The organism is Lacipirellula sp. (assembly GCF_965279485.1).
Classification (GTDB): domain Bacteria; phylum Planctomycetota; class Planctomycetia; order Pirellulales; family Lacipirellulaceae; genus Lacipirellula.
Window position 1 is genome coordinate 2670312 of sequence record NZ_CBDIIC010000002.1, and the last position, 20929, is coordinate 2691240.

The window sequence follows — 20929 nt, forward strand, 5'->3', positions numbered from 1 at the left end:
GCCTCTGCGCCTTTGCGTGAGATCTTTTTCAAGAAAGACAGGTCTCACGCAAAGACGCAAAGTAATAAAGAAGAAAACGGCATTCCCTTGGCGAACCTTGGCGTCCTTGGCGGTTGCCTTTCCCCGATTTAATAACTTGGCAAACAGATGCTCGAAACGATCAACGGCAACCTCTACGACTTCCCAAAGTACTACGACCTCGTCTACGGCTCCGACTGGAAAGCGGAGGTCGACTTTCTCGAGGCGTGCTTCGCCAAGCATGTTCGTGGCAAGGTGAAGCGGCTGTTCGAACCTGCCTGCGGCACGGGCCGATTGATGTTTCGCATGGCCCAAGCCGGGTACGACGTGGCGGGGCTCGACCTCAACGAGAAGGCGGTCAAGTTTTGCAACCAGCGGCTGGAAAAGCACGACCTGAAGCCGACCGCGTTCGTCGGCGACATGTGCGACTTCACGCTGAAACGCCCCGTCGACGCCGCGTTCAACACGATCAACAGCTTCCGCCACCTCGGCAGCGAAGCGCAGGCGCTCGCCCACCTGCAGTGCGTCGCCCGCTCGCTCCGCAAAGACGGCATTTACGTCCTCGGCCTGCACCTCACGCCAACGAAGGGCGAACCGCTCGAAACCGAAAGTTGGGCAGCCCGTCGCGGCCACCTTTCGGTCCTCTCGCGGCTGTGGGTCATCGAACGCAACCGCCGTCGCCGACAGGAGCGTGTCGGCATGAGCTTCGACGTTTACACGCCGACGCGGCAGTTCCGCATTAACGATGAATCAAGCTTCCGTATGTACTCGGCCGCCCAAATGGCGGCGCTGCTGGGCGAGGTCGGCGAGTTCGAACTCCTTGAAACCTACGATTTCGGCTACGAGATTGACGAACCGATCGAAATTGACGGTTCTACCGAGGATGTCGTTTACATCCTCAGACGGCGGTAATGTCGGCCTAGGCTGAATTCCTTTACCGCGAACCCGCTACGGAACGAAGAAAGGCGAAGAGCGGAAGTCGTGAACCGACTTCTGCACCGATTCACTTTGCGCCTTCGTGCCTTTGCGTGAAACAACTCTTTCATCAGAAGATCTCACGCAAAGGCGCAAAGAAGAACGGGGAACAGTGGATTGCCTTGGCGCTCTTGGCGTCCTTGGCGGTTAAAATTCTTTCGTCGAGTTTCGTCACCAAGCAACTTGCAGTGCCGTGAGTTCGTCCGCTTCGCCAACGTTGACGCATATTGTGCCGGATTCGGTCCATCGGGAGTCGGCTGCGCACTTCGCGGCTTGGGCGCTGGCTGAACTGCAAATTCCCGCGGAGTTGGCGGGCGACGAACTGATCGTCCAACTCCCGCTCAGCGAACGGAGTGCGTTCGACGGCAAGGCGACGCTCCGCTTGGCAGACCACGACCACGCCACCTCTGAACGCGAACCGCTCGCCTGGGACAGCCGTTTTGGCCGCTGGCTGCGCGAACGCTTAGCGTCGCATGGCCCCGTGTTGCACGCCCGCCCCGCGCGGCAGCCGATGGCCGTCAACGACGTCACCGCCAAGCTTTTTGGCGCCTACACTATCGAGGGAGGCCAGCTCCGCCTCGCGGGTTGCCAACTCACCGACCACCCGTTCTTGCGGTTGTCGTATGCCGCGGAAGGTGACGACGGCGAAGTGCGTCACATCTTCGTCGCTCCCGACGGTTCCGCGGTGAGCGATGAACTCACGCCGCAACTCAGCCTCGATGAACTTGAGCCGATCCTGAAGCATCCGCCGCGGATCGACGACGCCGCCATCCGCTCGCTCATCGCCGCCGGCCGCCGGATCGCCGCGAAGCAATCGACAGAACGCGATCCTGCAGTCGCGCTCGCCGAACCGCTGGCCGCCGCCGTGCTGTGGGTTCGGCACGCCGAGGGACGGCTGCAGTTCACCATCGGCGCCGTCACCGTTGACCACCCCTTCAGCGGCTGGGCCTCGCTGTTGCGGCCGCAGCCATACGTCGGCAAGGAATCGGGCGTCGCCTCGTTCTCGCTTGGCGTGACCGACGAAGGGGAAATCGAACCGGCCGAAGAAATCGCCGTCTGCCAGAAGTCGGGCCGCCGCGTCCTCCGCCGCGAGTTGGTCGACTGCAGCGTCACTGGACTGCGAGTCCTGCCGGAGTTCACCGAACCTTGCCCCGTCTCGGGTCGCCCTGCCCTCCGCGGCGAGTTCGTCAACTGCAAGCGTTGCCGGCAGCGGGTCAGCAAGGCCGTGCTCCGCGAGGGAGTCTGCTCGGCGTGCCAATCGCTTGCCAAGGTTTCGAAGGATGATCCTCGCCTCGTCTGGATCTTTGGCGAACACCCCGGCCTCGACCGCTGGAAGAGCTGGCGCCTCGCCGAAACGAGCGCCGCGTACATCGCCCAGGCGTCTTCCCTGCTGAAACAGTTGCTGGTGGTGATCGACAAGGAATCGCTCACGATCAAGCGGATCGCCCAGCGGAGCCGACTGAGCAAAACTTGGCTCGATCTCGACGAGGCCTCCCGCGAGGACATGCTGCGCTAGATTCGCTTCTAGCCCCGGGCGGAGCCCGGGGCTAAAACGCGGCAACGATCTGCGTCCAACGAACCGCCCCGTCGCACAACCGTAAGCTAGTCTTAGGGATCGGCCCAGGGGCCACTTGTCGGACGCCCCGACGCGACCTCCGCCCGCATGGAGGTCGTCTTTTTCGATTCTTTTCTGCTAGTGCGTTCGACCGAAGCCTACCCAGGTGTCCATGAAGGTTCGCGCGGAAGGAGGGAGCTGGAGTTAGCAGGTCGGAAGACGAACTTCGTCCGCAAGAGCGCAATGGGTAGGCGATTTCCCGCAACCTGACGCGAATCGCAGACTTCGTGCGTCAGATCGAGCCCTCGTTTGCGCATAGTGAATAGGGATGCAATGCAGCGGCCGGCTCGGGCCGGTAATTCCGATTTTTTGCTAGACTCCGATTCTGCGGTAGGTAAAATTATAAGGCTGGAATCGGCCAGGTTCCCTCCCCACCTTTCACGCAGATCAAGCCAGACGCACGATAGCCAATCCGCGGTTTCGCCCCGGAATGCTCCGTTTCGGTAATTCTGACGTGTCCCCCCACGCGTCATCCGACGAAGCAAGCCGCCGGCAACCACGCCATTAACGGCACGCATTTGATCGCGTTACCTTGGGTCCGGGGCAGCGAATCTCAGTTCACAGTCGCCGAGCGTCGGCAGGATTTATCCTGAGCGCGCGATGGCGACTGGCGGTGCGTCCTTAATAGTTAGCGGATTGCTGCTGAATTGAGCCGTTGCGGATGCCAATGATGGCGCGGCGATATGTTCGTCGCCGTAGCGTTTGATTCAGCGGACGAATGACTTGGTCGTTCGATTCTCGCGCTAGTTGCGTCGACTCTCATGAGTCTTCGCGCCTCGCTCGAGTGGTAGAGACTGTCAGTTGCAGCGAACATTTGCGTCGGCAAAAGCTTAATGCACCCCGGCGATTTCAATGCAGTTGTAATCTCTTACCAAATGTCGAACAGCCAACAACTTACGATCGATCGGTGTTAAAATTAGTTGTCTCTGTCGCAAACTCTTGGGGGAACATTCGGCGCGTTAGCGCGACTTGTTGCCGCTTCGCTTGGCGGCAACAAGTGAACCGCGTGCCTTGCGAGCAGCGTCTTGATGATGTGATGAAGTCTTGGAGCATCGCCCGCGCCGGCAGCTCAGGCCATCCCGTCTTCGACCAGCTCCCGGCGGTTTTCAGCGAATATTCCGCGCCAGATGAGACGCCCTAAGAATCACGATTGCTGAGGAGTGTAAAGTTGTACGACACGTTAATGGATCATGACCTGGAAGATGACGTTGTAGCCGTAGACGGCGACGTCGAACTCGATGCCAAGGGCCTCGACGACGACATCGACGAAGACGACGACATGTCTCTCGATTTGGCTGATGACGTGAAGGATGAAGCGGCCGCAGTCGAATTCGACGACGAGATGCCGGAAGGCGAATCGTGGTCCGACGACCCCGTGCGGATGTACCTGACCCAGATGGGCGAGATTCCGCTGCTTACTCGGCAGCAGGAAATCAACTTGGCCCGCCGGATCGAGACGACCCGCACCGCCTTCCGTCGCCGGCTTTTGGCCTGCGATTACGTCATCCGCGCCGCTCACAAGGTGCTCAAGCGCGTCCACCGCGGCGAACTCCCCTTCGACCGCACTGTGCAGGTATCCGTCACCGATCGGCTCGAAAAGGAGCAGATCCTCGGCCGGCTTCCGCACAACCTGGAAACGCTCGACACCCTGCTGGAACGCAACGCCGAAGATTACCGGATTGCCACCAGCAAGTCGGAAAAGCCGGCCCGCCGTCAACAAGCCTGGCAAAACCTCGCCAAGCGTCGCCGCCGCGCGGTGATGTTGGTCGAAGAGCTTGGCTTGCGGACCCAGCGGATCGAGCCGCACATTTCGACGCTGGAGCAGTTCAGCGCTCGGGTCGACGAACTTCGCACGATGCTTGAGCAGATGCGTAAGGATCGTCGCCCCGCGTCCGAGCGGAAGCCGTTGATCATCGAGTACCGCAACATCCTGCGGATCACGCAAGAGACTCCCACGAGCCTCCGCAACCGCGTGAACTATCTGAAGGAAGTTTACTCGAAGTACCAGCGGGCCAAGCGCGGGCTGTCGGAGGGCAACCTGCGGCTCGTCGTGTCGATCGCCAAGAAGTACCGCAATCGCGGCCTGTCGTTCCTCGACCTGATTCAGGAAGGCAACGCCGGCCTGATGCGGGCTGTCGATAAGTTCGAATATCGCCGCGGTTTCAAGTTCTGCACGTACGCGACGTGGTGGATTCGCCAAGCGATCACCCGCGCCGTAGCCGACCAAAGCCGCACGATTCGCATCCCGGTCCACATGGTGGAAACCATGAGCCGCGTGCGGAACGTGTCGCGGGCGCTGCTGCAGCGTTTGGGCCGCGAACCAACGATCGAAGAGACGGCCAAGGCGGCCGGCTGTTCGGTCGACGAAGCCCGTCGCGTGCTAGCCATGAGCCGGTACCCGATTAGCCTCGACCGTCCGGTCGGTAACAGCGAAGACAGCCACTTCGGCGACTTGCTGCCTGACTCGGGCGCCGAGAGCCCGGCGATTGGCGCCGCGCAAGAGATGCTCCGCTCGCGGATTACGAAGGTCCTCAAGACCCTCAGCTACCGCGAACGCGAAATCATCAAGCTGCGTTACGGTCTGGGCGACGGTTACAGCTACACGCTGGAAGAAGTGGGCCACATTTTCAAAGTGACCCGCGAACGTATCCGTCAGATCGAAGCCAAAGCCGTTCGCAAGCTGCAGCAACCAAGCCGCAGCCAAGAACTAAGCGGCTTCCTCGATTAATAAAGCCGCGACCGCCGGTCGCGGTCCCACGGATCGCAAAGTCGTCACGACACCCCAAAGCCCCGGAACGCCCGCAAGCGTTCCGGGGCTTTTTTCGTTTCTTGCCGCCGTGAAGCGCGACCGCCGGTCGCGGCTTTTCGTTTTCCGCACCGCGAAACGCGTTATGCACGTCGCTGATTTGCGATCCGAGAACTGGACTTCAATCGCACAATCGATGCTAGCACGCGAACGCACAAAACCGCCCCGATGCAATCGATCGCCCTGAAGCGCATGATGCACAAAGCTTCTCACATTACCTAAGCTCCGTCGTCAAGCGTCGTCGATCTTCCTGGTGTTAATCCCCCTACCCGCCCCGTCGCCCGTTGCTCGAAGGGAATCGAGGAATGAAGCGTCCCGCCTGGGGTCTCTGGCCCCACTGCGCTTCGACGTTAGTCGCGCTTGCACTGCAAGCGCCCGTCGGCGCTCAATCGTTTGAACAAGCGCTCGTCGCGCTGCCGCCTGTCGACAGCGAGACCGAGCTGTCGTTCGTCCCCACGACGCCGCTTGCCGAGGCAGTGGACGCGACGATCCCCGCCGCGCCGGCTAAGCCTGCGGCGGCGAACTCGTCGATTGCCGATGGCCTGCGGCTCGACAACGGGGTAATCCCGATTGCGAGCTTCATCCAACTCGGCGAGTGCCCGACCTGCCCGCCAGGGTTGGCGCCGCCCGCCGAGAAGCCGAAGTATCCGCTGATCATCGTCTCCGGCGCCGCGCAGATCGACGGCATCTGGTTCGATCAGCCGGCCGACAACCAAGCGGTCGTCGGCGACGCCCGCGACGTCGCTGGCTTCCGCCGCGCTCGTCTCGGCGCCAACGGCTTCCTCGCCGAGAACGTGAAGTACCGCATGGAGTACGACTTCGCGTTCCCCGGTCGCCCGAACTTCACCGATGTGTGGGTCGACGTCGCCGACCTGCCCGGCGTCGGCCACTTCAAAGTCGGCCAATGGAAGCAGCCGTTCAGCATGGAACCGGCCACGAGCTTCCGCGAACTGCTGTTCATGGAACGGTCGCTCGCCTTCGCGCTCGTGCCGTTCCGCCAAGTCGGCGTTGGCTTCTTCAACACCGCCTTCGAAGAACAAGCCACCTGGGCCTGGTCGGGTTATCGTTTCCCCACCGACCAGTACGGCAACGTCGCTGGCGACAATGGTTACGGCATGTCGACTCGCGAAACGATGCTGCTTTACAACGACGAGTGCAACAACGTCGTGCACGTCGGCGGCAGCTACACCTACAACGAACCGGCCGGCAACACGCTGCGGCTGCGCTCGACGCCTGAAGTCGGCTTCACGCAGCTCGACTCCAACAATGTCACCGACTTCCCGATTCCGTTCTATGTGAACACCGGCTTCCTGCCGACCCAGAGCTACCAAGTCGTCGGCGGCGAACTCGCGGCAGGCTTCGGCTCGCTCGTGTTCCAATCGGAATACATGTACGCGATGCTCAACGAACCGACAGGTCCGCAATTGCAGTTCCCGGCCGGTTACGCCCAGGTCGGTTACGTGCTCACCGGCGAACGCCGCAACTACGATCACAAAACGGCGGCCTTCACTCGCGTCGTCCCCGACGTCAACTTCGGCAACGGCAGCTGGGGCGCCTGGGAAATCGCCGGCCGCTACTCGACGCTCGACCTCAACGACAAGTTCGTCCAAGGCGGTCACTTGCAAGATCTCACGTTCGGTTTGAACTGGTACCTTAATCGGTTCACGCGGTTCGAGTTCAACTACATCCATAACTTCCTCGACCGTCCGGTGGGGAACGACACCGAGTCTGACATCTTCGGCACGCGGGCTCAGTTCGACTTCTAACCCTAGCCCCGGGCTCCGCCCGGGGGTCGCGTCCCATACCACTGGATGATCGTCCCTACGGCGAACCTACCCCCGGGCGGAGCCCGGGCTAAAAAGACTACTAACCACGAAGGACACGAAGCTAATAGTTTTGATAAAGTCGTTAGACGCGGGTGGATGCTCACGCTGCATTCATCTGCGTCTATCGGCGTTCATTGGCGGTTCCATTTTTTTCGATCAACGGTGGCTGAAAACCATGGCTGAAGCTGACGACCCGCGGATTTACTTTGCCGCTGAGCGGACGTTGCTCGCGTGGGTTCGCACGGGGCTGACGCTCGTCGGCATGGGGTTCGTCGTCGCACGGTTCGGGTTATTTCTGCGGATCGTTCGCAACGCCCCCGACGCGCCGACGCATGCTGGGTCGACGTGGATTGGCGTCGGGCTGGTGATGCTCGGCTCGCTTGCGATCGGTGTTGCGGCATGGCAGCATGCGAAGTTCTGGCAGGCCCTCGCCAAGTCGCAACAGACGCAGCCCGGCGTGATGCGATGGTCGGTGATGTTTGCGTTGCTGATCTCGCTCATCGGTTTGGCCCTTGGCGGTTATCTGGTGGTCAGTGCGAACAACGCCGAAACGGGCCGGGCCGCGCAAACAACGTCCTCCTGAAGCCCACCCCAGTCATCCTGAGCGCAACGAAGAATCTGGAGTGCCGAGCGAGCCCCCAGATTCCTCGCCCCGCTCGGAATGACAGTGAAGCCGTAAACTACTCCCTCCGCAGCACTTACAGGCCCTCCTTACGCCGGCTAATTGGGCGCGTTAGACTCGATCTCTTAAGAGTTTGGTTCACCATGCGTTGGTGGTCGGCTGGGCACGTGTCGCTCGGCCGACGCAACAGGGAACTCCGGTGCGATTCCGGGACGGCCCCGCCGCTGTGACCAGGCGCGATTCGACGAACGCATCTTCAGCCATTGCCGCTGGACTTGTCGCTTAAGCGACAAGTCCGAACCCTGAGAGGGCTTCAAGCCTCGCCCAGGTTCACACGCGGCGAGAAGGCGAGTTTCGTCGAGCCTGGGAGTCAGAAGACCTACCACTGCATGCAGCAATGCGATTCGCTCCTGCGAGGGACGGGCGGATGGCGAGATAGTTTCGTCGTTGCCGCCGATTGTCTGGGCGATCTTCGTTTGCACCCCAGCAGGGTCGGCGAGTAATCGAGCCACGGCTCGCCCGCGACGAGACGGACGCAAGTGCTCATGCCCTGCCCGCCAGCCACCCGCCGCGAGTCGACCGCGCCGTTGCGCGGCTTCACGCTGGTGGAACTGCTGGTGGTGATCGCGATCATCGGCGTGCTCGTCGCGCTGCTGCTGCCGGCGGTGCAAGCAGCCCGTGAAGCGTCGCGGCGAAGTCGCTGTGCGAATAACCTCAAGCAGCAGGGGCTCGCGGCGATCGACTACGAGGGTCAGCGCCGCACGTTGCCGGCCGGCTGCATCGGTTGCTTGCCGCCGCAGGAAGGGGTGCAACTCTTCCTGTCGTGGAACTCGCAACTGCTGCCGTGGCTCGAACAAGCGGCGCTGCACGCCCGGCTCGACTTCACCAAGCCGTCGGACGAGACGCCCAACCTCCCCGCCGCGGCGCAGCAAGTCGACGTGTTCCTCTGCCCGAGCACGCTGCAACCCGAAACGGCGAGCGAATCGAATCTCTGGCGGGGCGCGGCGTTCACCGATTACGGCGGCATCTACGGCGTTGAAGGCGCCGGCCGCGATGCGCCGCTCAGCATCGATCCGAGCGAGTGGTTTGCCGGCCAAGTATTGGAGCCTGGATCGCTCGGCGTGTTCGTCTACGACGAGCCGGTCGCTTATCGGGACGTCGTCGACGGCCTCTCGCAAACGGTCGCCATCGCCGAGTCGCTGCTTCGCCGCCGCGTCGAGTGCGAGTGGATTAACGGCCAAAACGTGTTTGCTCAGGAGCAGGCGACGCCGATTAACTCGACCGAAGGACTCGAAAACGAGATTGGCTCGCCCCACGCCGCTGGTGCGCAGGCCGTCTTCTGCGACGGGCACGTCGCCTTCTTGAGCGAGCAGCTCGACCAACGCGTGTTGAACGCCATGCTGACCCGCGCGGGTGAGGAGGCGGCTCATGCTCCGTAGTGGTCGGCGACAGTTCATCGTAGCGCTCGCATGGTGGTCGCTCTGTTCAGCGATGTTGATTGGCGTCGGCACGCAGCCGGCGGCCGCGGGACCGGTCGCGTCGTTCGACGACGTCGAGTTCTGGGTCGGCACAGGAAGCAACCGCGCCGTCGTGGCGATCGAGTGGCTCACCGGGACGACCGAGCGGACGACGCTCGCGTGGGGGTTTCGTTGGGATGGAGCAGCGACGGGGCAAACGCTGCTCAATGCCGTGGTGACGGCCGATCCGCGGCTCTTCGCGAAGTCGGGCGGCTTCGGCGGCGGGTTGGGCTCGTCGCTCTACGGTCTCGGCTATGACGACGGCGACGGCGCGTTCGCGCTCGACGACGGCACGACGTTCAATGAAGCGGGGATCGCGCAAGTGAGCGGCCCGGCCGATCTCGCGAAAGCCGTCGACCCCGCCGACTACTACAACGAAGGCTGGTTCCGCGGGTTTTGGAACTATGGCTACTCGCACAACAATCCGTTCGCGGGCGGCTCGTGGACGGCCTCGCAGGTCGGCATGAGCAGCCGCGCGCTGCAAGATGGCGACTGGGAAAGCTGGGCCTATCATCCCGCGGTGAACCAGGCGGGCTTCCAGCAGTTTGCCGACAACCCGTTCGCCGCCCCCGCGCCGCCGATCGTCGGCAGCGCCGACTTCAATGGCGACGGCGTCGTCGATAGCGCCGACTTCCTCGCGTGGCAACGAGGCTACGGCATTGCTGCGGGCGCTGAGCCGAATCAGGGCGATGCCAACGGCGACGGCGCGGTCGACGCCGCCGACCTGCAGTGGTGGCGCGATGCCTTTGGCCAAACGACCGCGGCGCCCGCTATGAGTAGCGCCGCAGCAGTCCCAGAGCCAACGGCGCTGGGGCTCGCACTCGCGGCGCTCGTAGCAACGGCGGTTTGCCAACGGATCAATCGAACTCATGGAACCCTCGCATGGAAGCACCCGACACGATGACCGCGCCGCCCGCGGCAGCAGCGAGTTCCTCGCCGCTCGTGGCGGGGCGTGATTTTTATTTTGAGCGGGGCCGATTCGTCCTCACCGCGGAGTATTTGCTCCGCCGCGGAACGTGCTGCGGCAACGGTTGCCGACACTGCCCGTATCGCAAAGCATCCAAGCGACTGTCAAAGCCACCGGCTCCGCCGGTGGACGTAGCGAACACGGAGCCAACCAGTACTTCGTCCACCGGCAGAGCCGGGGGCTTTTAAGACCACACCACTGAACTTTCACCAAGGAGAGATCTCATGAAGTTGAACCTGAAGTTGACCGCCGCCGCGCTCGGCCTGCTCGCGGCTTGCCCTGCAGCGCCCGCTTTCGCCGCGGATCCGTGGGCCGACAAAATGGTCGAGTACATCCAAGGAACCGGCGTCGGCAACGACTTCGTCACCGGCAATCCGATCAACAACCCGCAGACCGCCCTCGGCGAGCCGACCCGCTTCGCCAGCGATCCGGCGAACTTCGGCGGCCCGACGACTCCCTTCTCCTCCGCTTACCGCGACCACGAAATCGTCTCGATCGGCATCGGCGGTTCGCTGACGTTGCAGTTCGACGAGCCGGTGCAAAACCATCCTCTCAACCCGTACGGCATCGATCTGCTGATCTTCGGCAACTCGTTTTACGAACTCGTCTTTGGCCCGAACACCGCGACCGGCAGCGCCTCGATCGGCGGCGGGCAGATCGAAGTGAGCGCCGATGGCGTCGACTTCCGCTCCGTCTCCGGCGTTGCCGACGGGTTGTTCCCGACGGTTGGTTACCTCGACGTCACCGAAGCGTTCCCCTCGCAACATGGCCAAGTCCTCAGCGATTTCACGAAGCCGGTGAATCCTGCGGCGCTTAGCAACGTCGCCGGCATGACGACCGCTCAAATCATTGCGGCGTACGACGGTTCAGGCGGCGGCGTTGGCGTCGACATTGCTTCGACCGGTCTCGCGAGCATTTCTTACGTGCGGATCACGAACCCACTCACCGCGACGAACACCGTCGAGATCGACGCGATGGCCGACGTCCGCGCGGTGCCGGAGCCAGCGACGCTCGCGCTTGGCGCCCTCGCCGCGTGCGGGTTGTGGAGCGTCCGTCGTCGCCAGCGATAGTCTCAACCGACGATCGCTGGCCACTCTTCCCGCAAGCCGTACGAGAACGCCAACGGCGTTCCATCAACCAGCCCAGGGTTGGTCGCGCAAGCGACCTACCCTGGGTCATTATCGCGCCAACATTCCACAACCCTGTAAGGGTTGAATCGGCCGAGGCCAACTCGATTGATTCAACCCTTACAGGGTTATGGACTTATTGGGACGCCTACCCAGGGTAGATTGCTGCGCAATCAACCCTGGGCTGGATGACGGAACGCTTTCAGCGTTCGCGTCGCTTCCGTGTCGCCTCGTTTTCATGTCGTATCGTATCGCTTGTGACGTCGAATGCGATTTTTGGCGACATTAAGCGACGGCGGTAACTTGTTGCAGCCGGATGATTTACGGCAATGGCTGTCGTCTTTGTGTCGCATTTGCCCCTCACATGGGGGGCGGTTCGGTTTTATGACAGGATCACAGGATTGCGCGGATCGACTGGATCGAACGAGCGGGATCCAGAAGCGGATCGGCGCGCAGCTGCCCTACTGGCCAAACGATCAGTATCTAAAGTTGAGTGGCCGAAAGCAATCAAAAAGCAGCCCGCGAATTGCGAGAATGTTTGCGAATGGCTTGTGGCCAACTTTTTCTCATTCGCGAGGATTCACGTGATTCGCGGGCCCTTCGCCAAACGCTGGCACTGCAGGCGAAACATCGTTGAACCAATTTCTTGGCAAAACCGTATGGGGCGGTACTGTGGGTTGAAGAGACGCACCGGTGACTCGCATCACTGGGTGACAAACTGCCCGCGGGATGGTTCAATCGATGGGGCACCTGGAGTTATCTTTCCGAACCATCTCGCGGGCTTTTTCTGTTGCATCGAGACGCTCAGCACGACTCGCCCGGCCCATCGGCCAGCGTCGCTCACAACGCGCGGGCGTGGAATGCACTCGCGCGTGACGGCGTCCCGCTCGCTCAACCGGCGCGTGACGACGAACTCGCGAATCCGCTCGCGACGGTCGATCCGGCGGGATGGCTCGGCCCCGATATTCGCGGCTGGCGAGTGCTGTGCCTCGCGGCCGGCGGCGGTCGGCATAGTTCGCTCTACGCGGCGGCTGGGGCGCAGATCACCGTCGTCGACATTAGCGACGAGATGCTCGCGCTCGATCGCGCCGTCGCCCGCGAGCGCGGCTTCGACGCCCGGCTCGTGCAGACGTCGATGGACGAGTTGTCGATGTTCGCCGCGGGCGAATTCGATCTCGTGATTCACCCGGTGAGCACCTGCTACATCGCCGACGTAGCGCCGGTGTTCGCGGCGGTCGCGCGAGTGACGCGGCCGGGCGGGTTGTACGTAAGCCAGCACAAGTCGCCGACGAGCTTGCAAGCAACGCTGCGGCCCGAACGCTCTGGCGGCAACTACGCTCTCGCCGAGCGCTACTATCGCGAAGGGCCGTTGCCCCCTGCCGAACCAAGCCGATTGCGCGAGCGGGGGACGCTCGAGTACCTCCACCGCTGGGAGCAGTTGCTGGGCGGTATTTGCCGCGCGGGGTTTGCGATTGAGGACGTGCTGGAGCCGATGCATGCCGAGCGCGACGCCGAGCAGGGGAGCTTTGCGCATCGGGCGCAGTTTGTGGCGCCGTATGTGAGGATCAAAGCGCGGCGGGGGAGCGAGCGCTCCTTGGAAAGTCGTTCGATCTTATTGAGCGATTAGATCGTTCGTCAGTTCTAGCCCCGGGCTCCGCCCGGGGGTCGGCGTGAAGTAGGGGCGACGCTCCATCGGCATGGTGCGCGACCCCCGGGCGGAGCCCGGAGCTAGGTTTCCTTGCGACGTTGCGATCCAGGCGGCGGTCAATTCTCTTGAGCGATCGCGTCGAGCCGCTCCGCCGGCGGCGTCTGCGCCGCTGTGGCGTCTATCAGCCGGCGATCGGCGGCGCTCGCCGTCAGTGCTCCAGCCAAATAGATGGCGCTAACGACAAAAGCATCGTTGATGGCTTGGTCCGGCGTTCGATGGTTGATGAGGTTGAAGGCGACCAGCATGGCCGCGAAGCCACCCCAGCAGAATAGCCGCAGTCGCCAGGGGATCGATTGTCGGAAACGGTGAAAGGCGACCAGCAGACCGGCGACGCCTCCGACAATGACGATTCGCACGAGCGGTTCGGTCTCCGAAAGAACTTCTCGAAATTCGCCTAGCGCCAGCACCGACGCGGCAATGGCGACGACGACCATCCAGGCAAGTACTTCGGTAATCTGAAACTGAAAACGCTCGCGTCGGCCGAGAATGATTTTCATGACGAGCGCCGCGGCGAACGCCGGGGCCGCGATGATGCAGCTGGGGGCCAACGCAGGTCCCCACTCGCCGGTCATGAAGCTAATTACGGTCGTCATCAGCAACATGCCGCCGAGCGACCCGACGCCGCGCACGATTCGCGACGCGCGGCCGGCCGCCGCCCAGCCGCCGATGAGCCACAGCTGGCCGATGAATAAACCGACCGTGAAGAACAGATTACCACTCGGTTCGAACTCGGCCAAAATCAGGACAATCGTCAGCAACAAGCCGATCACGACATACAGCGATGAAAACGGCTTCAGCAGCGAGCGACTCATACCGACCTCGAACGGGCCTGAGCAAGAATTGTCGTTCGCGCCTGCGAAGGCGGCAACGGAAACTTGCCGAGTCGGCATTCTAGCCGATTGCGGAGTCGCCGGGCGAGATTGGTTAGGCGTCGTCGACGACGAGGCGGAGCTGACTGACCGGCGCCGGAATGGCTGGCGTCGCCGTCTGGCGATGCGCATCGATCCGCACCACGATCGTCCACACAACGACGAACACGAGCGCGCCTGTGGCGACGGCGGCGGCTTCGAGCGGAACGCCGGCGGCGGCCATCACGCCGATGCAAGCGATGAAGCCGATGGCGCTCAGGAGGCGGGCGAGCCAGCTTTCGCGGTGGGGGCCAATGCTCGCGGCGATGAAGATCGCGGCGGCGCCGGCGAGGCCGCTGCCGCTAACGAGGTGGCGGGGAGTTTCGTTCAAGAGCGAGAAGTCGGCGAGGCGGACGCAGGTGGTGCTCAGCGCCAAGACTGTCATCCAACCGAGGAGCGCGGCAATCGAATACTGCGGCTTGCGCGGCGGCTGCGGTGCGGGAATGGAGACGTTCCAGAGAAACGCGGCCCAAACGGCGGTTGCGAATGCGGTGAAGGTGCCAGCCGCGGTCATCAGCGCGAGGACGTGCGGCCAGACGACGTCTTGATGCATCGACGAACGCCAGCGCGGGATGAGGTAGTCGGGTGCGACGAGGAGGATAAGGAGAGCCACGAACCACGAGGCCCGTGCGAGCGAGTGACTGCGGCCGAGTACGAGCCAACCGCTGACGACGAAGAGCTGCCCGAGGCCGAGCGCCGAGGCGAAGGGGCCTTCGTTGTTGATCGACAACGCCACCGCATCGAGGCAGAGGGCCGCGATCCAGAAGAGCCAAGTCAGGGGGCGGTGGTAGAAGTTGGGCACGGGGGCAGTGGGCAGTGGGCAGTGGGCAGTGGGCAGTGGGAGGATAGATAGAGCTCACACCGTAATTCTGAGCGAAGCGAAGGATGACGGCGGATCTCGGTGCTTCTCCCTTCATTCTAGTCACCCCAGTCGAATTCCCCTGCGAGCGGGGTTGCGGGCCGGTCGGCAGAGCGGTTGAAAATACCGCTCTGGCGGGGGAGAATGGGGCGATCGTAGCAGTCGCACGGCCGCCAGGTTCGCTGGCAGGCTGGGTTCGACCGCGACTCTCCGTCCCTTCGCCTTCTCTTGATCGCCGCCGCATGTCGACTCATCCCCAGCAAGACGTCTGTTGCTTGATGGGCGACCCCGTGGCCGGCAACCCGACACAGTACATGCTCGAGAAGGCGTTCGCGGTGGCGAATCTCGATTGGCGATTCCTCACCTTCGAGGTCTCGGCCGTCGATTTTGAGATGGCCCTCAAAGGCGCACGCATCTTCGAGTTCCGCGGCATCATGCTCGCCCCGCCCCATCGCGGCGAGGTGCATCGCTATCTCGAATCGGTGAGCGACTCCGCTCGGCTGAGCGGGCAAGTGAACTGCCTGCAGCAGCACGACGGCGGCCTGCGTGGCGTGAACACCGAGGGGATCGCGATGCGGCGGCTGGCCGAGCCGTACGTGGCGACGAAGGGGCTGCACGCGATCATTCTTGGCGCCGGACGGACGGCGAAGTCGATCGCAGCGGAGCTCGCGCTCGCCGGGGCCGCGTCGCTGGAGCTCGTGTGCGTCGAACCGACGCAAGCGGTGCCGCTGGTGGAATCGCTGAAGAGCGATCCAAGCACGGCGGCGGTTGAGTGCCGGGTGACGCCGTGGCCGAAGAATGGCGAGATCGCCGTCGGCAACGACGTGCGGCTGCTGCTCAACGCGACGCCGGTCGGCCGGTACGACGGCAAGGCGGCGTTGCCGCTAAACATTGACGCGCTGCCGGCGGAGTTGCTGGTGTGCGACATGACGTTCAACCCGCCGACGACGCGGCTGATGCGCGACGCGCGCAAGCGGGCGCTGCCAACGGTCGACGGCCTGACGTTGCTCGTGGAGCAGGCGTCGGTGGCGTTCGAGCTGTGGACCGGCGAGAAGCCGGACCGCGAAGCGATGCGCGAAGCGGTGGAAGAGTTTCTTGTTCTTTAGCCGCGAAAAGGCACAAGAGACGCAAAAAGCAATCTCCACTCCGCATTCTTAATTTCTTGCGTTGCTTGCGCCTCTTCGCGGCAAAAAGTATTTCATGGCAATACGCGGTCTGCTCATCGCCGGCACGAATACTGAAGTCGGTAAGACGCATGTGGCGGCGATGATTGCGCGAACGCTTGCCGCGAGCGGACGGCGCGTCGGCGTTTACAAGCCTGCAGCGAGCGGCTGCCTGGCGACAGCTGAGGGGCTGATCGCCGAGGATGCGGTGGCGCTGTGGGAAGCGGCGGGGCGGCCGCTGACGTTGGAACAAGTTTGCCCGCAGCGATTCCTGGCGCCGCTCGCGCCGCCGCGGGCGGCGCAGGCAGAGGGGCGTCGCGTTGATGCGACGCTCTTGCGGACGGGCCTCGAACCATGGCTCGCGGCGAGCGAGATCGTCATCGTCGAGGGCGCCGGCGGGCTGATGTCGCCGCTGAGCGACGTCGATTACAACATCGACCTCGCCGCGGAACTGGGGCTGCCGCTGGTGATCGTCGCGGCGAACGAACTCGGCGTGATCAACGCGACGCTGCAAACGCTCATCACCGCTCGGACGCGTGCGCCGCACTTACCGATCGCGGGCGTCGTGTTGAACCAGGCGACTGAGCGGCCCAGTGATGCGAGCTTGGCGTCAAATGCGGAGGAGCTTGCCGCCCGCTGCGATGCACCGCTGCTCGCGACGATCTCATACGGCGCGAGTACGTTCGATCAGCCGGTCGATTGGTTTGCACTCGCCACGATGAAACCGAATTGAACCACGACGGCACAACGGGCACGACGAGAAACGAACGAGCCCCTCTACTCTTGTATTTCCTTTGCGCCTCTGCGCCTTTGCGTGAGATCTTCCGAGGAAAGAATTGCCTCACGCAAAGGCGCAGAGGTGCAAAGGAAATCGATAATAAAAAACCGCGAGTCACGCCCCCTCGCGTGACTCGCGGTCGAAATCTTCTTAGTGACTCTCGCAGTACCTTCGAGCCTTAATGGTGAGGCATTTACACAGCCGCCGCTTCGGCCCACTGCGGCATCCGCGATTCCGCCATTTGCGTGTCGACGGTCATCCGCATCGTCATGCTCCAGCGGCCTTCGGCGTCCGGAATGACGGTCCAGTGAGGCAGCACGGCGCACGATTGGTGCACCAGTTCGAACCCGCCCTCCGACTGGCTCACCGTCTCGACCGGGTAGGTCCAGATCGCGGCGGGCTGGTCGAACTTCAGGTGGACGCTGATGCCGAGCCATTCGTCGGTCAGGCTCAGCTGCGTCATGCCTTGCAGGTCGAGCTGGTGGCCGAGTTGGCCGAGGCGATGTCCGTGGGCGCCCGAGAAGTAACGGTCGTCGGCGCCCGAGGGCAGACCGGCGAAGTTGAACTCGGGAGCGAAGTGCAGCCCGATGTCGGACGGCACGTTTTCGAGCAGGTAGGCGATCTCCAGCGTCGAGTCGCCGGCGTTGAGCGTGATGCCCTTGGTGAGCTTCACTTGGCGGCCTTGCACGAAGCCGGTTCGTGAGAGCTGCACCTGGACGCGGCCATCGTTGCGGCGGAGCTTCGCTTCGTACGGAGCGAGGACGAAATCGCCCTGCTCTTCCGCACGCCCTTGCGAGACCGCAGCGAGATCGGCATCGGCCGCGAAGAAGTGGTCGACCAGCGAATTCCGCTGCCAGCGATCGTAGCCGAGCCGTTCGTTCAGGCCTTCTTGCTTGAACACGACGCGATCGTGAATGCTGGAGACATTCTCGCCATCGACCGACGGGCCGCGAAGGACCGCACGGTGATACGCTTCCTGGCGCCGGGCGAGCGTCGCGAGCAAGTTGTGGCAGATCGACTTTACGTCGAGCTCGTACAGCTGGCCGCCTTCAGCCGGCGACACGAGGCCGAGCAGCCGGTTGCTGGCGATCTTCACTTCGGGACGACCGTCGAGGTTGTAGTCGGCCGAGCTGATTTCAACCCACGGCTGCTGGTCGGCTTGCCAACCGCGGTTTTCGTATTGGTCGAGCAGGTTGTTCGCGGCGATCAGCTTTTGGTAGACGGCGTTCCGCAAGTGCGGCAGGTAAACGCCGCCGAACGCGCCGTGCCAGTAGCTACAATTGCATTGGCCGCGGTAGAGCTCGAGGCGAGCTTGATCGATCAGGTCGCCGGCGGCGCCGTCGTCGACCATCTCCTGCAGTCGGCGGCTGACCATCTGCATGCGGGCGTACATCTCGTTCGTTTCGGGGTACTTCACTTTGAAGTTCCGCCAGTAGCCGCCACGAACGAACGGCTTGATCATGTCCCACTGTCCGTGGTGTTCGAGCTCGTGCTTCGAGTCTTCGAACTGATTGATCCGCGACGCCGGCAGGGCCCACTCGACCATTTCGCGGTAGCTGCCTTCGGGGATGTAGACCTTCCCCAGCGGCGCGACGTTGTCGAACGCTTCGCTCGGCGTCGTGAGCTTGATCCAATCGGAATTGTGCTGCAGCGCGTCGAAGAACTGCGTCAGCCAGCCGCGATCGTAAACGTGTTCGCGGGTGCCGGGCCAAGTGCCGAACTTCTCGCCGTCGTCGCCGAAGAAGACGACCGCGCCGGGACGACGCTCGGCGACGCCGCGGAGGTACTCGATCGTGTCTTGCGGTGGCTGGAACGGAATCGTGTAGCGGAGCTTTTCGCTGCCCGGGGCGACGCGCAGGATGCAGCCATCCTCTTCGGTGACGTAGTAGCCGTCGAGCTGCTCTTCGCCGAGGCCGGCGTTCTTGAAGTGGAAGTCGTCGAGAATCGTGTACTCGATGCCGGCGCGAACGATGTCGCCGGTGAGCGATTGCTCCCAGACGCGTTCCGGCATCCACATGCCGCGGACCTTGGCGCCCATGCGGCGTTGCAGCCAGTCGGTGTAGCTGGTGATTTGGCCGACGCGATCGCGCGACGGGATCATCGTCATGATCGGTTCGAAGAACGGACCGCCGACGATTTCGATCCGGCCGGCGGCGACCAGGTTCGCCAAGCGGTCGACGTACTCGGGATGGCGGGCGTCGAGCCACTCCATCAGCGAGCCGCTCGTGTGGAGACCAATCTTCAGCCCCTCGTAACGTTCAAAGACGTTGAGGAACGGGAGATAGCTGTCTTGGTAGGACTGCTCGAAGACTCCGTCGAAGTTGCCGATTGGTTGGTGGTTGTGCAGGACGAGCACAAGGCGCAAAGGCTGATTCATGGCGGCGTAGAGTGGGGCTGGCGCGGCGGGGCTTCCCTGTTGAATCGCGCGGGGGTGGCGAGTCGTACTATATTTGCGGGTTTTGCGCGGCGAGGCTAGCGTTCTTGCTGCGGATTGTGCAAATCACGTTGACCTGACGCGGGCATTCGTCGGGCTAACTGGCACAGCCGCGAGCGGCAACCAAGTCAACCCAGCTTACTGAATCGGCGCGTTTTGACACGACAGTTGATTTGATTCGGAAGATTCGCAATGCGAATCGCGAGCCAAGCGACGGGCTGGGGAGGTGAAACCGGCTGTGCGGGGAGAAGTTGAACCACGACGACACGACGAGGAGCGAACGAATTCCCTCTGCCTCGTCTTCCCTTTGCGCCTTCGCGCCTTTGCGTGAGACAATTCCTTCCTCAGAAGATCTCACGCAAAGGCGCAGAGACGCAAAGGAAATCGGGGAGATCGGGCCTTTCCTTGGCGTCCTTGGCGGTTCAGTCTTCTGCCTTACGTCGTGGCCGTCGTGCCGTCGTGGTGAATCAGCCGTTGGGCCGCGTTTTCTGGCGAGAGGGGACAGATGTGGACGCCGCCGCCCCATTCGAGGCCGGCTTCGTGGGCCAGGCGGGGGACGATTTCCCAGTGCCAGTGGTACGACGCCGCGTGCTCGTCGTCGAACGGCGCCGTGTGGAGGAGCAGGTTGTAGGGGCAGCCGGGGGCGACTGCTTGCAGCCGCTCGAGGGCGTCGAGCAGCGTAGCGGCGAGCGGCTCGATTGCTCCGTCGGCGAGTTGGTCAAAGCGAGCGGCATGCGTCCGGGGGAGCAGCCACATCTCATACGGCTGCCGTGGGGCGTGGGGCGTGACGACCGCGTAGGCGCCGGCGCTCGCCACGACGCGCTGCCCGGCGGCGAGTTCCCGCTGCAGCAAGTCGCAGAAAATGCACGTCCCCTGCGAACCGTAAAACCGCTCCGCCGCCGCGAGTTCGCGCTCGACCACTGGCAGCACGAACGGCACGGCCGTCACTTGGCTGTGGATATGCTCGAGCGAGGCCCCGGCGTCGCAACCGGAGTTCTTGAACACAAGCCCATGGCGGATGCCCGGCTGCGCGGCCCAGTGACGGAGGCGATCGCGGTAGACGCGAACTACGGCCGTTAAACGCTCCAGCCCCAGCCGGGTGACGTCGAGTAGATGCTCAGGCGATTCGATGATCACCTCGTGGGCGCCGAACGCCCCCTCGACCGGCTGATCGGTCCGCACCGCGGGATACTTGTTCGGCACGACGCGGCACTGCCACTGGCCGCCGGCATCGCTCACCGTCAGCTCCGCGACCGGCGTGTAAGCTTCATTGCCGGCGCAGAAGGGGCAGTTCGGATGAGCCGCCGGCGAGGCCGGCGCTGAAGAAACGACGCGGCCAGTCGCCTCGTGTGCCGAATAATCACTCGGCCGCCCCGCGCGATCCTCGGCGATGTACACCCGCCGGCCGATGATGGGATCGATGCGAAGTTCAGGCATGGGAACCGTTCTGACTTAACCGCCGAGTAACACGGGAAAATTGAACCACGACGGCACGACGAGGAGCGAACGAATTCCCTCTGCCTCGTCTTCTCTTTGCGTCTTCGCGCCTTTGCGTGAGACAATTCCTTCCCAGGAGGATCTCACGCAAAGGCGCAGAGGCGCAAAG

The 20929-nt window shown here is 63.1% G+C and carries 16 protein-coding genes and 1 riboswitch; of the genes, 12 read left to right on the forward strand and 4 right to left on the reverse strand.

Annotated elements, in window-relative coordinates:
- Window positions 1-147: 147 nt before the first annotated feature.
- The 10 genes from ACQY7R_RS18285 to ACQY7R_RS18330 all read left to right on the forward strand — a co-directional run bounded on the left by ACQY7R_RS18285 (window position 148) and on the right by ACQY7R_RS18330 (window position 13100).
- Window positions 148-930: a class I SAM-dependent methyltransferase gene (locus ACQY7R_RS18285; protein WP_428307006.1), complete on the forward strand. Its 783-nt coding sequence runs from the start codon at window positions 148-150 to the stop codon at window positions 928-930.
- 256 nt (window positions 931-1186) lie between these two features.
- Window positions 1187-2509 carry a hypothetical protein gene (locus ACQY7R_RS18290; RefSeq protein ID WP_428307007.1) on the forward strand — a complete coding sequence of 441 codons (1323 nt, stop codon included), beginning with the start codon at window positions 1187-1189 and terminating at the stop codon, window positions 2507-2509.
- Between the two features lie 1267 nt (window positions 2510-3776).
- Complete coding sequence (locus tag ACQY7R_RS18295) at window positions 3777-5336, forward strand: sigma-70 family RNA polymerase sigma factor (RefSeq protein WP_152101384.1); 1560 nt, start codon at window positions 3777-3779, stop codon at window positions 5334-5336.
- A 383-nt stretch (window positions 5337-5719) separates the two neighbouring features.
- Window positions 5720-7180: an OprO/OprP family phosphate-selective porin gene (locus ACQY7R_RS18300; protein ID WP_428307008.1), complete on the forward strand. Its 1461-nt coding sequence runs from the start codon at window positions 5720-5722 to the stop codon at window positions 7178-7180.
- Window positions 7181-7415: 235 nt separating this feature from the next.
- Window positions 7416-7823: a YidH family protein gene (locus tag ACQY7R_RS18305; protein WP_428307009.1), complete on the forward strand. Its 408-nt coding sequence runs from the start codon at window positions 7416-7418 to the stop codon at window positions 7821-7823.
- A 171-nt stretch (window positions 7824-7994) separates the two neighbouring features.
- Window positions 7995-8263, forward strand: a riboswitch (cobalamin riboswitch).
- Between the two features lie 144 nt (window positions 8264-8407).
- A complete protein-coding gene (locus ACQY7R_RS18310; protein ID WP_428307010.1) occupies window positions 8408-9301 on the forward strand; it encodes a DUF1559 domain-containing protein in 894 nt (297 codons plus the stop codon).
- Complete coding sequence (locus ACQY7R_RS18315) at window positions 9291-10283, forward strand: dockerin type I domain-containing protein (protein ID WP_428307011.1); 993 nt, start codon at window positions 9291-9293, stop codon at window positions 10281-10283. The genes ACQY7R_RS18310 and ACQY7R_RS18315 overlap by 11 nt, the downstream gene beginning before the upstream one ends.
- Window positions 10280-10534, forward strand: coding sequence for a DUF5522 domain-containing protein (locus tag ACQY7R_RS18320; protein ID WP_428308908.1), 255 nt, complete (start codon window positions 10280-10282; stop codon window positions 10532-10534). Before ACQY7R_RS18315 ends, ACQY7R_RS18320 begins: the two co-directional genes overlap by 4 nt.
- A gap of 36 nt (window positions 10535-10570) precedes the next feature.
- On the forward strand, window positions 10571-11416 hold the full coding sequence (locus ACQY7R_RS18325) for a PEP-CTERM sorting domain-containing protein (RefSeq protein ID WP_428307012.1): 846 nt from the start codon (window positions 10571-10573) through the stop codon (window positions 11414-11416).
- A gap of 847 nt (window positions 11417-12263) precedes the next feature.
- On the forward strand, window positions 12264-13100 hold the full coding sequence (locus tag ACQY7R_RS18330; RefSeq protein ID WP_428307013.1) for a class I SAM-dependent methyltransferase: 837 nt from the start codon (window positions 12264-12266) through the stop codon (window positions 13098-13100).
- Window positions 13101-13237: 137 nt separating this feature from the next.
- Here ACQY7R_RS18330 and ACQY7R_RS18335 read toward each other — a convergent pair whose 3' ends face one another.
- Together ACQY7R_RS18335 and ACQY7R_RS18340 are read right to left on the reverse strand one after the other, a co-directional pair.
- The gene (locus ACQY7R_RS18335; RefSeq protein WP_428307014.1) at window positions 13238-13993 is read right to left on the reverse strand and encodes a hypothetical protein; all 756 of its coding nucleotides are present in this window, start codon (window positions 13991-13993) and stop codon (window positions 13238-13240) included.
- A 112-nt stretch (window positions 13994-14105) separates the two neighbouring features.
- Window positions 14106-14891: a hypothetical protein gene (locus ACQY7R_RS18340; RefSeq protein WP_428307015.1), complete on the reverse strand. Its 786-nt coding sequence runs from the start codon at window positions 14889-14891 to the stop codon at window positions 14106-14108.
- A 299-nt stretch (window positions 14892-15190) separates the two neighbouring features.
- On the opposite strand from ACQY7R_RS18340, the gene ACQY7R_RS18345 reads away from it, so the two are divergent.
- Window positions 15191-16054, forward strand: coding sequence for a shikimate dehydrogenase family protein (locus ACQY7R_RS18345; protein WP_428307016.1), 864 nt, complete (start codon window positions 15191-15193; stop codon window positions 16052-16054).
- A 94-nt stretch (window positions 16055-16148) separates the two neighbouring features.
- A complete protein-coding gene (gene bioD / locus ACQY7R_RS18350) occupies window positions 16149-16844 on the forward strand; it encodes a dethiobiotin synthase (protein ID WP_428307017.1) in 696 nt (231 codons plus the stop codon).
- A gap of 238 nt (window positions 16845-17082) precedes the next feature.
- Here the strand turns inward: bioD and ACQY7R_RS18355 are convergent, their stop codons facing one another.
- Both ACQY7R_RS18355 and ACQY7R_RS18360 read right to left on the reverse strand, forming a co-directional pair.
- Window positions 17083-19266, reverse strand: coding sequence for an alpha-amylase/4-alpha-glucanotransferase domain-containing protein (locus tag ACQY7R_RS18355; protein WP_428307018.1), 2184 nt, complete (start codon window positions 19264-19266; stop codon window positions 17083-17085).
- Between the two features lie 492 nt (window positions 19267-19758).
- Window positions 19759-20760 (reverse strand): galactose-1-phosphate uridylyltransferase, encoded by a 1002-nt coding sequence (locus ACQY7R_RS18360; protein WP_428307019.1) that lies wholly within the window; start codon window positions 20758-20760, stop codon window positions 19759-19761.
- Between the last annotated feature and the right edge of the window lie 169 nt (window positions 20761-20929).